Here is a 12,993-nt window from a genome sequence, read left to right on the forward strand (position 1 = left end):
CTCAGGCACGACTCTGCAGCTGAGCCTCCACACCGAGGATGATGGTCTCCAACCCGTATTCGTAGATCGCCCTATGGCTGGTCACCGCTTGGTACTTCTCCCCCACAGCTGACCCCACCCTGCTCGAGATGGGGAATGAGCCTGCGGGCATCACCTGTTCGAGCAGTGGAGCATTGGCATTCCACCAATCGAGGTCGCTCACACCCGAACCGGCCATGAGTCTCTGCGCATTGATGCTGCCAGCCGCGCTGGCCGAGGCATGCGATTCGATGAGTGAGACCGTGTGGTCCATGGCGATGTCGTCGAGTCCGGTGCCTTCGAAGGCCTCGAGCGCCCATTCGTAGCGGGCCGAAATCTCGGGGCCGATCCACGGCCGATGTGACTGTGCATCGACCAGCCACGGATGCCGGTGATACTCGTCCCAGAGGATCTCCGAAAAGGTGCGCACCCGGTCCGCCAACGACCCCGAATGCTCAGGCTGCGGACTGAGCCCGATGACCTTGTCGACCATGAGTCCGATCAGGCCGGATCTGTGCGGCACGTAGCTGTACAGGGTCATGACCGAGACTCCGACCGCCTCGGCGACCTTGCGCATCGAGAGCGCCTCAAGTCCTTCCGCGTCGGAGAGGACGATCGCGGCATCGATGACCTGATCGACGCTGAGCTTCCGACGCGGACCGCGCCGGCCTTGCTCCACGTCGAGATGATCGCGCCAGAGCAAGCGCAGGACCACGTCGGCACTCTCCGGATCGAACCGTTGCGAGTCGGCTTCGGAATTCATTCTTGCAGTCTACTCCGTGCGGTGTACAATGTTTCAATCAAAATAATTCCGTACAGTGTTAATAGTTAGGAATCGGTATGCGCGAAACAGGCGAACGACCCCGGGGAGGTCCGGCGGTGCGAGCCGCAGGACTGGTCAAGACCTACGGCAAGGTGCGTGCCCTCGACGAGCTCTCGATCGAGATCCCAGCAGGACGGATCCATGGCCTGCTCGGACCGAATGGTGCAGGAAAGTCGACGCTGATCAACATCCTGAGCACGCTCGTCGACGTCTCCGAAGGCAGCGCAGAGGTCGTCGGCTTCGACGTCAGCGCCCAGGCGACCGAGGTGCGCCGCCGCATCGGACTGATCGGCCAGAGCGCGGCTCTCGACGAAATCCTCGGCGGCCGCCAGAATCTTGTGATGTTCGGTCAGCTGTTCGGACTCTCTCGTCGTGAGGCCGGGTCGAGGGCCGATGAGCTGCTCGAGAAGTTCTCCCTCGCCGAGGCGGCAGACCGCGCCGTGAGCACCTATTCGGGAGGAATGCGCCGACGTCTCGACATCGCCGTGGGAATGATCCTCGACCCCGAGGTCCTTTTCCTCGACGAACCGACCACCGGCCTCGACCCGCGCGGACGCACAGATGTGTGGAACTCGGTGCGCGAGATCGCCGGACGGGGCACCACCGTGTTGCTGACCACCCAGTATCTGGAAGAGGCAGATGTTCTGGCAGATCGGATCTCGATCATGAAGTCGGGCAGGATCATCGCCGAGGGCACCCCGAGCGAACTCAAACAGCAGCGCGGCGGTGACCGGATCGAGATCACCGGAGGCGACGCGGCCAAGGCACGGGCCATCCACCAGGCGCTGCGCATCGGGGCAGAGACCCTAGAGACTAACGGAGCGACAAGCGAGGTGGAACTGGACGAGGACACCGGCGTCGTCACCTACCCGGCGACACGAGGCTCTCGCGATCTCAGCACGGTCATCCTCCGCCTCGACAACGCAGGAATCATCGCAGACGACATCGTTCTGCGCCGACCGACTTTGGACGAGGTCTTCCTCGCCCTGACGGAGAAGGAGCACGCATGAGCATTGTCAGAGAGGGCCTCATCCTCACCCGCAGAGATCTCGCCCATTGGGTGCGCCAGCCATGGACCCCGATCTTCAACCTGCTGTTCACCATCATGCTGCTGCTGATGTTCGCCTTCATCTTCGGCGGATCCATCCAGCTGCCCGGCGGCGGTGACTACATCCAGTTCCTATTGCCGGGCATGATGACGCTGGCGATGATGTTCGGGCTCGAGTCCACCATGACGACGATGGCCGCCGACGCCAAAAAGGGCATCACCAACCGGTTCAGATCAATGCCGATCAGCGATTCCTCTGTCTCACTCGGCAGGGTCGGGGCCGACATGGTCACCTCCATCGTCGAGATCGCCATTCTCCTCGTCGGCGGACTGCTGCTCGGGTGGCGGGCGACGAACTCGCCGCTCGCGGGACTTGCCGCCGTGGCACTGCTTCTATGGCTGCGCTTCGCTGTTCTGTGGGTAGGGATCTTCCTCGCATTGACCGCGGGCAGGCACGATGGGGCGACCGTCCTCGTGCAGGTGCTCGTCTGGCCTGCGGGCTTCCTGTCCAACGTCTTCGTCGCGCCGGAGTTCATGCCCTCCTGGCTGGGAGCGGTGGCGGCGTGGAATCCCATTTCGGCGACCTCAACGGCAGTGCGCGAACTGTTCGGGAACCCACTTGGCATCAGCGGCGGATGGTTGACCGATTATGGGGTCCTTGCCGCAATAGCCTGGCCGCTGGTGATCACAGCAGTCTTCCTGCCGCTGTCGGCTCGGGCATACCGTCGGTTGCGGAAATAGGAGTCACCGAACAGCAAGCAGTCACTCTGCCGCGTCGCGGACGTCCTGTCCGTCCTCGGCGTAGGCCTTGAAGTCCTGCATGTGCTGGCGCGTCTGTTTGATGAAGGCACCGCGCATAAAGGGTGCCACCACTCGCAGCAGGCCGGTGAACCGGTATTCGTTTTCACTCACCCAGTGGGTGGTCTCCGGGCCGCTTTCAGTCAGGTGCTCATGCGCGGCGCTCCACATGCCGGTCGCGACGATCTCGCGCCCGAAATGGATGACCTGATCCGAGGTGATGTCATGCAGATTCGTCGGTTCCCGACGCGTGATGGTCTCGGTGCATTCCATCGATTGGCGTCCTGACTGAAATACAACCCTCGATTCGGTTCCGACTTGTCCGTCCTCACCGTGAACAGTCTCGTGCAGCACTAGGCCTCGTAACCACTTAGGCCGGTGCTCGGGGTCGCTGAGGAGCTGGATGACCCTCTCCCGTGGGCGCGCGATCTCAATCGAGATGGTGAATTTCATGGTGAAGGTCTCCGGACTCCGCGGGGGTCGGCCCTGCAGTGGTCGGCTCTACAGTGGTCTGCCCTGCAGCGTGTGGTCATTGCCGGTTCTCGTCGATCTGACGCTTGTGGAAGAGAACGAGATCCTCAATCAGTTCAGCGGGCAGGGGCTTGTCCAGGGTGAACTGAATCGCGTGGGCGGTTGTCCTGTAGCCCTCCAGTCGGTCCTTGAACTCGTCGATCGCCCACGACGAGGGGTAGAAGCTCATGTGCTTCTTCGAGGCAGTGAAGTACACCAGCGCGCGGTCCTTGTACTTCAGCGTCGGCATGCGGTAGCTCACCGACTCTTGAACGCTCGGGACGAGCCTTGTCACTAATGCACGAATTCGCTCGAGTTCCGTTCGGAAGACCGGATCTATCCCGTCGAGGTACTCGTCAATGCTCGTCACCTTTTCACTCATCGTCTTGTTCCTCTCTGGTCAGTGAACGCCTCAGCCTTTGGGTGGCGGCACATCTCATGTCATGGCCACGTAGAACTCGGCCGTTTTCAGTGCACGCGCCTCCGCATCTCCGGCGGGTGTTCCAGCTTCTCCATCCACCTGGCCCCACGCATGGGCAACCAGCCGGATCAGTTTCTGGCTCTCGGAGGAACTCATGTCCTCCTCCACCGCATCAGGAACCGCTCGAGCACCGCCGGAAAGATAGAGTGACAGGGCTCGCAGGCCCTCTTCCCACCCCACACCCGTGGCTCCGGGACCGTAGGTCTCCCAGTGTTCCCCGAGTGGAACGTGATGAGTCAATCGGAGCACGGTGCGCTCCCCAGCAGCCTCGATGAGGTCGACATCGACGTAGCTGACATCCCCTTCGTACTCCCACGTAAGCGCCAGCTGGTGGGGTGCCTCGCATCGCAGGATGTCTCCCTCCGTGCCGCTGCCCATGAGCGCATACCGGCCACCCAGCGCAAGGTCGCCGCTGATCGGCTCGAACCATCGCGAGAGCCGTTGAGGGTTTGTGCACGCGTTCCACAAGTCGGTGACATCGGTGTCGAATGTGCGCTCCAGAACAACCTGGTGCACGCCGCCACTGGTCACAAGCTGACGAATCACCGAATTGATCTCGCTGGCAATGTTCATTGGGCATCGCTCTTCGTCGACGATTTCCCTCGGCGCACCTCAGCGTCAAGGGCAGACAGCGCATCGCCCCACAAGCCCCGGAACTGCTCCAGCCACGTGTCGATATCACGCAGCGCGGCCGGGTCGAGCGAGTAGAGGCGTCTCGTGCCCTCTGCGCGCGAGTGCACAAGGCCCGATTCACGAAGTCTTCGCAGATGACGAGAGGTGGCAGGTTGCACAAGCCCGAATTCCGTCTTCATCACGTCAGTCAGCTCGCCCGCGGACACCTCGTTGTCGGCGAGGCACTCAACGATGCGGCGTCGAGCCGGATCAGCAAGGACTGCGAGAGCTTCCATGCAGTGAATATAACAGATTGTGTTATATACATCTAGGAAAACTTTCCGACGCGACAACGGTGGAGTCAGCGCGGGAGCCGAGGCCAGCACCGGAGCTTCAGTCTCGGTCGTCGGGAACTGTGCTCGGTTCCTCCATCTCCACGACCACCTCGGCGTCGGGAGATGCCTCTTTGAATACCCACGTGCGGTAGGCGTAGAAGCGGAAGATCATGGCCAAGCCGACGCCGATGATGTTCGTCGAAATGTTGTACGTCAGCTGGTCACGCATGTCGAGCAGGTACCAGGTCACGCCCAGCGGGATGACGGTGATGATCATTCCGGCCATGTTGACGGCGATGAAGAGCGAGATGCCGCGCAGATTCGAGCCAGTGGTCCGGTCCCCATAGGTCCAGAGCCTGTTACCCATCCATACGACGGCCATCGAGATGATGGTGGAGACGATCTTGGCCTTGATCGGGCTGCCCTCGAGCAGCGGGGGGATCGACCCCAGGCCGTATGCGAGGACATTGGACAGGCCCACGTCGACGATGTATCCCAAACCACCGACAGTGAGGAACTTGAACGCTTCCGCCGCGAGGCGCCGCACACGGGCCGACAATGACTCTTTCATTACAGTCACCGAGTCTAATCGGCCAGGTTTCGGACTCGCTGAATGCCCGCGATCGCGGCGTGCCCGGGGATCACGGGGTCTCCCCCGGCGCCGAGGTGGTGGTGCGCTCCCCCGGTTCCGGAGCATCCGCGGCCGTCGCGGCTCGCTGGGCTGTCTGGGCTCGTCGGTTCCGCCACATCGCCAGGACGAACAGCAGCGCGGTGGTCACGGCCAGCGCCGGCCAGAACGTGTACCGGAAATGGTTCGACGGGACGATCGGGAAGTATCCGAACACATAGAACAGCGCCGAGGTGGACAGCATCGTGATCTCGGGCAAGAAGGTCCGTGTCCCGGCAGTCTTCACCGCCCTCGCACCCACCGACGTCGTCTCTCGAGTTCTGGCGCGATAGGCGAAGACCAGGAGGAGACCTGCGAGAAGAGTCCAGAACCAGGGCTTGAACAGCATCGGGAAGGTGTCGAGTGCGAAGTCCTCCACATAGGGCTTGACGATGTAGTCGGCCTTGGCATCACCCTGCTCGATGCCGACATCCGCCGCGGCCCCGTGCCACTCGGCCGGCCAGTACTCCACGACAGAGGAGAAGAAGTAGAAGGAGAAGACTGCCGCCCGGTACTTGGCATAACGGAGGGGGTGGGTGATCACCTCGGTCACCCACAGGTCCTTCAGCTCCTCCTGGTGGGCGATCGGCGAGAACGGTTCTCCAGTCTCACCCTTGCCGTAGCAGTTCCAGTAGGCGTCCCAGATCTCGCCCTTCTCCAGGCATTTGTCGCGGGCCGTGCTGATCTTGTCCTTCAGCTCGGCAGGAGCGTCCGATGCCTGGAGATCGCCGTTGGGCACGGAGAACATGACGTCGTCAAGGAAGATCTGCGAGATCTGACCGGTGGCCTCCACGTCCTCCTGCGACGCGATGGCCGCATCCGTGGCCTTGAGGCCTGCGCCCAAGACGACGAGGACCAACAGCGAGGCCACCGCCGTCGCAATCCCTCGCCGGGCAGCGAACCGGGCACCAGCCCCTCCCCCGAACTTGGCAAAGCGTCGACTGCTGCGCAGCCGCTTGACCAGGAGGTATCCGATGTAGACCGCTATCGGGACGATGGCGAAGATGGCGTTCTTCCTCAGTCCGAACGCATACACGAGCAGCACCAGAGCCGGGATCCAGAGCAGCCAGGTCTTCGGGACGAAACGAGTGATGATGAGGAGGACGACGGCCAGCAGTATGGCCACGGCCATCTGCGTGTCCTTCCACATCGTCGTCATCTGCGACACCACCCACGGGGTGGCCATGATCGCCGGCCCAAGCAGCGACGCCCACCGTGGTGCGCCCCACCTGTGTACGATCACGCCGAGTGCCCAGCAGGCGAGGGCGAGGATCACGACCTGCAGGACGAACAGGCTTCCGGCTGCACCAGTGATGCTGATGAGAACACGCCACACGGCACTCATCACCGGCGGGTGCCAGTCGGAGAACGGAATGTCGCCGGTGGCTTGGGCATACTGATTGCCGATGTCGACATTGGCGCGCCCCGGGAAGAAGAGCGCGGTGAAGACCACTGCTGGCACAAGTGTCAGCAGGGCGAGGAAGGCGTCCCAGGCGATGGCTGAGGCGAAGAAGCTTCGCAGCTTCGTTGGTTTCGGTGCCGTCATGAGGCGAGCGGGGTCCTCGCAGCAGACGACTGGCGAACAGTCTGACGCGGCAGGTCAAGTTCCGAGGCGCCGGCTTCCGGCACGCTGACCGCCGGTAACCCCAGGTAGGCCAACCGCGAGGTCTCACGTCTGGCACGGCGCAGACCGTCCAAGGTCAGACCCACGCTGCCGAGCAGGAAGGCCAAGCCCATCAAAGCGGTGGCGAGGATGGCCGTCGGGAACCTGGGCACCAGCCCGGTCTGCCAGAACTCCCACACCACGGGCAGCCCGAACAGCAGTGAGGCGAGCGCAAGAATGGTGGTGATGACACCGTAGAACAGCCTCGGCCGTTCATGCCTGACCAGGGCGGAGATGAGCCCGAGGATGCGGAACCCGTCCTTGAACGTCGAGAGCTTGGACTCGCTGCCGTCGGGACGGTCGCGGAAATCGATGGGCACCTCGGTGCTGGGCAGGCGCAGCGACATCATGTGCACGGTCAACTCGGTCTCGATCTCGAAGCGTTTGCTGATCGCGGGGAACGACTTCACGAATCGGCGGGAGAAGACCCGGTAGCCCGAGAGCATGTCGGTGACCTGGGACTGGAACAGCCAGCCGGTGAGCCGATTGAACATCATGTTCCCGGCCTCGTGACCGGGTCGATACGAGGTGGACTCCTGATTGTCCTGACGCACGCCGAGCACATGGTCATACGGCCCAGAGACCAGAGTCTCGATCATCTCGGGCAGATGAGAGGCCTCATAGGTGTCGTCACCGTCGATCATCACGTAGATGTCGGCGTCGATATCGGCGAAGGCGCGCCTGACGACGTTGCCCTTGCCCGGGGAGTTCTCCTTGCGAACGATCGCGCCCGCCTCGGCGGCTCTCTGCGAGGTCCGGTCATTGGAGCAGTTGTCATAGACGTAGACGATGATTCCCGGCACGGCCGCTTTGAGATCACGGACCACCTTCGCCACCGTGATCTCCTCATTGTGGCAGGGCACGATCGCAGCGATCCTGGTGGTGTCCTCGAGCATGCGGTGATCCCCTCGTCGTTCTCGTCCGACCGCGCTACCGAAGCAGCAGGCGACCATGACCCTCAGCTACCCAGGGATACGGGCGCGAAGTGACGATGAGGTTACGAGAACGCGAACTGCGCCGGTCCTTCCTCGCGGCTTCCGCCACTGTTCACACTCCCGTCATCTCCCTCGCCGAGGTGGAGCGTCAGTCCTGCGACAAGTCGACCTTCAATGCTTCAAGAAGCTTGTAGACTGTCGAGGACGGATTGTCGTCGGGGAAGTCAGTGCCGTCATTGCGATGTCGCTTCTCGAGAGATTTAGCTCGACGCACAGCTTCAGTCCGGCGATTCATATAGTCTGCAGCAGCCAAATGCTTGCCGTCGGACTGATCAATAGCGTTGCGCATGCTGATCGCCTGATCGGTCTCTAAGAATGCTGTCTGCGTCGCATGGTGCAAGACCAGCCACAGTTCGAAACACGGATTGCTGACGGCTGTTGCGACACCGTTGTCACGGGCTTAGGTCATTGCACCCTTTAGGTTGGGGTGGGGAACGGGACTTTCAACGTCAAAGACGCACCAGTATTGATCGATGTCCAAATCATTGCGCCGTTTGTCTTCACAGGCTGAATCGACAAGCGTGGACGGGACCGCACCGGTCTCCTCGATCAGAACCTCGACCGCAGTCCTCTCTGCCGACTCCGGCAACCTACTCAGCGCAGATATGTACTCTGGCTCAGTCGCTGCACCCTCCACGTAGATCCGAAACGTCGCGCGAACGGCCTTCGTCTCGGTTGTGCGCTTCAGCGACTTCTTTTTGTCTCGACGTGTTCGAGCGCTCATCCGATCAGCCCCAGCTCACGCAGAACTTCCGGTCGCGACACATCCGGCAACGCGCCGAATCGACCACTGAGATATCCCGCCTCGATGTTGCGCGATCGACGGACGCTTTCGCCGGCATAGTCCGCGAGTGCACCAAACCTCGTTGCTCCGTCCGGCCCTTTCTCCGTCAACCGGATCTCATCGCGATTGAGCCGGTTGAGCAGGTTGGTGTCGTGCGCGGTGAAGATCAGCTGCGCATTATTGGGATTCGAAGAGGGGTCTTGGAAGAACTTCACCAATTGAGCAGTCAAGATCGGATGAAGACTCGAATCAATCTCATCAAAGAGAACAACAGAGCCGTTCTCGATCGCGACCAAGATCGGACCAATCAGGTTGAACCACTCGCGGGTGCCCGCTGATTCAGCAGCGAATTCAAATGCCACTCTCTCCCCCGAGATCTCGTGGACGAGTTGAGCATTCTTACGTGCACCTCCCGTGCTGACCCTGCCTGCACGAATCGCTGGGCCCTTCGCAATTTCAACATCAGATATTCCCAGATCGGCCATCTTCAGCAAGGTCAATGCGTTGTGGCGGCGTTCTGCTCTGCCCCTGACTTTCAACTTCTCTTCGCCATCGAACATCGTGTCCAAGTCAGCATCATCGAAGGCATCGAACAGATCCATTTGCTGATCAGCTGCACCGTCGAACAAGCTCAGTGTCGACTGGCGTTCCAGTTCAGGCAGTCTCGAGGTTCCTTCGAACTGTTTGCCCAACGGGGTCATCTTCAGCAGCTCGTGAGTGAAACCAGAAGTATGAGGTTCGTCAAAACGACGCATAATCGACAGCGCCAAAGTCCTGTCGGTCAAGAGCGCACGAGTTCCCGACAGCTCGCCGAGGCCCCTCTGCAGTGTCAGTTCGTTCCCTTCGCGTTCGAACAGTTTCCGCCGTCGGCCCGCAGGATAGTGATAGAGCGCCTCAAAGCTGACACTATGTCGACCGATGTCGAGGTAGTAGTCGAAGCGAATACCGGACACAGTCATCTCGATGACGAACGATGAGTCGCTGTCCTTCGCATCACCGAACAAGAACGGCTCGACTGGGATCTCCTCATCCCACGACCGCAACGAGGTTCTCACAGCATCACTGACCCACAACATTGCGGCCAGAATGTTGGATTTGCCCGAAGCGTTGGGGCCGAAGACACCCGCCGCCGGCACCAGGGAAGCAGGGAGATTCGTTTGTGCTCTCGTTATCGGCCGCTCATCATCTACCGCAACCATGGAAAGTTCCGCTAGCTCTCGCATGGAGCGGAAATTTTCCACTTCAAACCTAATCAGCATGCCATCTCCCTACGTTTTAAGTGCATTTTTCGTCGTAGATTGCCGAAATCGGAATATTAAATGCGCCTACGAATAGAATACCCCGCGAAACGACCACTAGCAGCACTTCGCTCTGAGAATCGCTTCCCCGTGCCGAGTTGTGGGCGATTTGTGCTGATTCAGCGATGAAATTCAGCACAAAACGCCCACTCTTCCAGGACCTCGCTGCCACTCCACCGCACCGTGCCACTGACCGGGCGACCCCCGAATCCGCGTGTTCTTGGTCACGAACGGCCAGTTGTGCGTCTTTTTATGACGCCCGTGCCCGAAGCAGAGCGGCCGCCTTGGCATGCTGAATCATCGGCACTACTGGACCGTAGGTTCATGCTGCCGATTCCCATCCCCCACCCACGCGAGGAGACGCCTGTGATCGAGCTGGCCAGTCTGCGGAAGACCTTCGGAGACACCGTCGCTCTCGAGGAGATCGATCTGTCGGTCCCCGCCGGAGAGATCCATGGCATCGTCGGCCGTTCCGGTGCCGGCAAATCCACACTCATCAGGTGTCTGACAGGACTCGAACGTCCGAGCTCCGGCACGGTCTCCATCGACGGCACCGACATCACCGACCAGTCCGGTTCAGGACTGCGCGAGGCCCGCCGCTCCATCGGCATGGTCTTCCAGCACGTGAACCTCCTCGATTCGCGCACCGCCCTGCACAATGTGGCCCATCCCCTCCAGATCGCCGGAGTCTCCAAGGCCGAACGCCTGGCCAAGGCCCGTGAACTGCTCGAGATCGTCGGCCTCGGCGACCGTGCCGACAACTACCCCGCCCAGCTCTCCGGCGGACAGAAGCAGCGCGTGGGCATTGCCCGGGCACTGGCTGCCGAACCCAAGGTTCTGCTGTGTGATGAGCCCACCTCGGCGCTGGATGCGACCACCACGGATCAGATCCTGGGCCTCATCCGCTCCCTGCGCGATCGCCTGGGCATCACCGTCCTCATCATCACCCACGAGATGTCGGTCATCCGCGAAATCTGCGACTCGGTGACACTGCTCGCCGATGGTCGCGTGGCCAAGACCGGCAAACTCGCCGAGGTGATCTCCGAGCCCGGCTCGACCCTGGCCAAGGATCTCGTCCCCCTTCCACCCATCGGTCTCGACGACAAAAGTTCAGCTGAGGGTTCAGAAGTCAGGGCGACCCGCCTTGTTGAGGTCTCCCTGGCCGGGACCAGCCTGCCGACGGTGCTCACCAGCGCACAGGCTGTGGGGGTCGGCGCCGATTCGATCCTCGCCGGCGCCGTCGAAACCATCGAAGGAAAGCAGGTCGGGCGCATCCGCTTCACGGTTGCCTCTGCTGCCGCGTCGAAGGAGCTCATCACCGCTCTGGAAGCCGAAGGAATCTATGCGGAGGAGGCAGCCTGATGGACGATCCAACATGGTTCGACAACCCGGCGATCACGCAGCAGATGCTGCCCGCGACCATCGAAACCCTGCTCATGACAGCCTGGTCGACTGGCCTGGCCGTACTCATCGGCCTGCCCCTGGGAATCTGGCTGTTCACCAGCTCGAAGGGCGGACTCACCGCACGTCCCGTGCTCTACCGGGTGCTGTCGATCATCGTCGACATCACGCGCTCGATCCCCTTCATCATCCTCATCATCGCCCTCATTCCCTTCGCCCGCTTCGTGGTGGGCTCAGCCCTAGGGTGGCAGGCGACTGTGGTGTCGCTGACCATCGGGGCGATCCCCTTCTATGCCCGCCTCGTCGAGAACTCGCTGCGTGAGGTCTCCGAAGGCAAGGTCGAAGCGGCACTGATGATGGGGGCATCGAACGGACAGGTGGTCCGGCAGGTCTACGTCCCCGAGGCGAAGCCCGGCCTGATCGGAGCCGCCACGGTCACCTCGGTGACTCTGGTGTCCTACACGGCTATGGCAGGTGCCGTGGGCGGCGGCGGGCTCGGTGCGCTGGCGATCTCGTATGGTTACCAGCGCTACCAGGCGGACACGATGATCGCCTGCATCATCGTCCTCGTCCTCATCGTCACACTCATCCAGTTCATCGGCGACCGCATCGCCCGCGCCGTCGATCACCGCTGATCAGCACCATCACTGACTTTCACCACACTGACGCAACACATCACTCAAGGAGAACCATGAAGACCAAGCTCATCGCCATCGCTGCGAGTGCGACCCTGCTGCTCTCGGGCTGCGGCCTCGTCGGCGGCGGATCCGACTCCATCGGCGAGAAGGACGGCGACATCACCAAGCTCACCATCGGTGCCACCCCGGTGCCGCAGGGTGACATCCTGAAGTTTGTCGACGAGAACCTCGCCGAGGAGGCCGGGCTCGACATCGAGGTCACCGAGTACACGGACTACACACTGCCGAACAAGGCACTGTCCGACGGTGACATCGACGCCAACTACTTCCAGCACAAGCCCTACCTCGACTCCGAGGTCGAAGGCCAGGGCTACGAGCTGACCGCGTTCGAGCCGATCAATCTCGAGCCCTTCGCGCTGTTCTCCAAGGACATCAAGGACGTCAAGGATCTGCCCAAGGGTGCGAAGATCGGCATCAACAACGATCCTGCCAACCAGGGTCGTGCACTGAAGATGCTCGAAGAGGCCAAGGTCATCACCCTCAAGGACGGTGTCGACGCGGTCGATGCGAAACTCTCCGACGTTGAGGACAACCCGAAGAAGGTCGAATTCGTCGAGGCCGACGCCGCTCAGCTGGCGCGCACCCTCGAAGACGTCGATGCCTCGGTCATCAACGGCAACAACGCTCTCGAAGCCGGACTCAGCCCAGCAAAGGACGGAATCCTCCTGGAATCGGCCGAGAACAACCCCTACGGCAACTTCCTCGCCTCGCGGACCGAAAACAAGGACGATGAGAACCTCAAGAAGCTCGACGAGCTCCTCCACTCCCCCGAGGTGAAGAAGTTCATCGAGAAGAAGTGGTCCGACGGATCGGTTCTGCCCAGCTTCTGAGGCTGAGCCTCTGAAGCTCAAGACTTCTTAGG

The 12,993-nt window shown here is 61.5% G+C and carries 14 protein-coding genes and 1 pseudogene; 5 read left to right on the forward strand and 10 right to left on the reverse strand.

Annotation, left to right across the window (positions count from 1 at the left end):
• Window position 1: 1 nt before the first annotated feature.
• Window positions 2-781, reverse strand: a complete 780-nt coding sequence (locus LQ788_RS15155) for a TetR/AcrR family transcriptional regulator (RefSeq protein ID WP_231442356.1) — start codon at window positions 779-781, stop codon at window positions 2-4.
• A gap of 77 nt (window positions 782-858) precedes the next feature.
• Between LQ788_RS15155 and LQ788_RS15160 the strand changes: the two genes are divergently transcribed.
• Complete coding sequence (locus tag LQ788_RS15160; protein ID WP_231442358.1) at window positions 859-1,851, forward strand: ATP-binding cassette domain-containing protein; 993 nt, start codon at window positions 859-861, stop codon at window positions 1,849-1,851.
• Window positions 1,848-2,630 carry an ABC transporter permease gene (locus tag LQ788_RS15165; RefSeq protein ID WP_231442361.1) on the forward strand — a complete coding sequence of 261 codons (783 nt, stop codon included), beginning with the start codon at window positions 1,848-1,850 and terminating at the stop codon, window positions 2,628-2,630. The genes LQ788_RS15160 and LQ788_RS15165 overlap by 4 nt, the downstream gene beginning before the upstream one ends.
• A gap of 21 nt (window positions 2,631-2,651) precedes the next feature.
• Here the strand turns inward: LQ788_RS15165 and LQ788_RS15170 are convergent, their stop codons facing one another.
• From LQ788_RS15170 to LQ788_RS15210, 9 genes and pseudogenes are all read right to left on the reverse strand, one after another.
• Window positions 2,652-3,140, reverse strand: coding sequence for an SRPBCC family protein (locus LQ788_RS15170; RefSeq protein WP_231442364.1), 489 nt, complete (start codon window positions 3,138-3,140; stop codon window positions 2,652-2,654).
• A gap of 76 nt (window positions 3,141-3,216) precedes the next feature.
• Window positions 3,217-3,579, reverse strand: a complete 363-nt coding sequence (locus LQ788_RS15175) for an iron chaperone (protein WP_231442365.1) — start codon at window positions 3,577-3,579, stop codon at window positions 3,217-3,219.
• 54 nt (window positions 3,580-3,633) lie between these two features.
• Complete coding sequence (locus LQ788_RS15180; protein ID WP_231442367.1) at window positions 3,634-4,251, reverse strand: SRPBCC family protein; 618 nt, start codon at window positions 4,249-4,251, stop codon at window positions 3,634-3,636.
• Complete coding sequence (locus LQ788_RS15185) at window positions 4,248-4,586, reverse strand: ArsR/SmtB family transcription factor (protein ID WP_231442369.1); 339 nt, start codon at window positions 4,584-4,586, stop codon at window positions 4,248-4,250. Before LQ788_RS15185 ends, LQ788_RS15180 begins: the two co-directional genes overlap by 4 nt.
• A gap of 97 nt (window positions 4,587-4,683) precedes the next feature.
• Window positions 4,684-5,196, reverse strand: coding sequence for a GtrA family protein (locus tag LQ788_RS15190; RefSeq protein ID WP_231442371.1), 513 nt, complete (start codon window positions 5,194-5,196; stop codon window positions 4,684-4,686).
• A 70-nt stretch (window positions 5,197-5,266) separates the two neighbouring features.
• Window positions 5,267-6,838, reverse strand: coding sequence for a glucosyltransferase domain-containing protein (locus LQ788_RS15195; RefSeq protein WP_231442373.1), 1,572 nt, complete (start codon window positions 6,836-6,838; stop codon window positions 5,267-5,269).
• Window positions 6,835-7,851, reverse strand: coding sequence for a glycosyltransferase (locus tag LQ788_RS15200; RefSeq protein ID WP_231442375.1), 1,017 nt, complete (start codon window positions 7,849-7,851; stop codon window positions 6,835-6,837). Before LQ788_RS15200 ends, LQ788_RS15195 begins: the two co-directional genes overlap by 4 nt.
• A gap of 187 nt (window positions 7,852-8,038) precedes the next feature.
• Window positions 8,039-8,674, reverse strand: a pseudogene (locus tag LQ788_RS15205) (RloB family protein).
• Entirely contained in the window at window positions 8,671-9,993 is a 1,323-nt protein-coding gene (locus LQ788_RS15210; protein WP_231442376.1) for an AAA family ATPase, read from the reverse strand. Before LQ788_RS15210 ends, LQ788_RS15205 begins: the two are co-directional and overlap by 4 nt.
• Before the next feature lie 405 nt (window positions 9,994-10,398).
• Between LQ788_RS15210 and LQ788_RS15215 the strand changes: the two genes are divergently transcribed.
• The 3 genes from LQ788_RS15215 to LQ788_RS15225 are packed head-to-tail and all read left to right on the forward strand — an operon-like array spanning window position 10,399 to window position 12,961.
• Window positions 10,399-11,394 carry a methionine ABC transporter ATP-binding protein gene (locus tag LQ788_RS15215; protein WP_231447457.1) on the forward strand — a complete coding sequence of 332 codons (996 nt, stop codon included), beginning with the start codon at window positions 10,399-10,401 and terminating at the stop codon, window positions 11,392-11,394.
• The gene (locus LQ788_RS15220) at window positions 11,394-12,068 is read left to right on the forward strand and encodes a methionine ABC transporter permease (protein ID WP_193084525.1); all 675 of its coding nucleotides are present in this window, start codon (window positions 11,394-11,396) and stop codon (window positions 12,066-12,068) included. Before LQ788_RS15215 ends, LQ788_RS15220 begins: the two co-directional genes overlap by 1 nt.
• A gap of 56 nt (window positions 12,069-12,124) precedes the next feature.
• The gene (locus LQ788_RS15225) at window positions 12,125-12,961 is read left to right on the forward strand and encodes a MetQ/NlpA family ABC transporter substrate-binding protein (RefSeq protein WP_231442377.1); all 837 of its coding nucleotides are present in this window, start codon (window positions 12,125-12,127) and stop codon (window positions 12,959-12,961) included.
• Window positions 12,962-12,993 lie beyond the last annotated feature (32 nt).

The organism is Brevibacterium zhoupengii, assembly GCF_021117425.1.
Taxonomy (GTDB): domain Bacteria; phylum Actinomycetota; class Actinomycetes; order Actinomycetales; family Brevibacteriaceae; genus Brevibacterium; species Brevibacterium zhoupengii.

Coding starts and splice junctions, on each gene's coding strand:
- LQ788_RS15155 (WP_231442356.1), bottom strand. CDS start 781: ATGAATTCCGAAGCCGACTCGCAACGGTTCGATCCGGAGAGTGCCGAC.
- LQ788_RS15160 (WP_231442358.1), top strand. CDS start 859: ATGCGCGAAACAGGCGAACGACCCCGGGGAGGTCCGGCGGTGCGAGCC.
- LQ788_RS15165 (WP_231442361.1), top strand. CDS start 1,848: ATGAGCATTGTCAGAGAGGGCCTCATCCTCACCCGCAGAGATCTCGCC.
- LQ788_RS15170 (WP_231442364.1), bottom strand. CDS start 3,140: ATGAAATTCACCATCTCGATTGAGATCGCGCGCCCACGGGAGAGGGTC.
- LQ788_RS15175 (WP_231442365.1), bottom strand. CDS start 3,579: ATGAGTGAAAAGGTGACGAGCATTGACGAGTACCTCGACGGGATAGAT.
- LQ788_RS15180 (WP_231442367.1), bottom strand. CDS start 4,251: ATGAACATTGCCAGCGAGATCAATTCGGTGATTCGTCAGCTTGTGACC.
- LQ788_RS15185 (WP_231442369.1), bottom strand. CDS start 4,586: ATGGAAGCTCTCGCAGTCCTTGCTGATCCGGCTCGACGCCGCATCGTT.
- LQ788_RS15190 (WP_231442371.1), bottom strand. CDS start 5,196: ATGAAAGAGTCATTGTCGGCCCGTGTGCGGCGCCTCGCGGCGGAAGCG.
- LQ788_RS15195 (WP_231442373.1), bottom strand. CDS start 6,838: ATGACGGCACCGAAACCAACGAAGCTGCGAAGCTTCTTCGCCTCAGCC.
- LQ788_RS15200 (WP_231442375.1), bottom strand. CDS start 7,851: ATGCTCGAGGACACCACCAGGATCGCTGCGATCGTGCCCTGCCACAAT.
- LQ788_RS15210 (WP_231442376.1), bottom strand. CDS start 9,993: ATGCTGATTAGGTTTGAAGTGGAAAATTTCCGCTCCATGCGAGAGCTA.
- LQ788_RS15220 (WP_193084525.1), top strand. CDS start 11,394: ATGGACGATCCAACATGGTTCGACAACCCGGCGATCACGCAGCAGATG.
- LQ788_RS15225 (WP_231442377.1), top strand. CDS start 12,125: ATGAAGACCAAGCTCATCGCCATCGCTGCGAGTGCGACCCTGCTGCTC.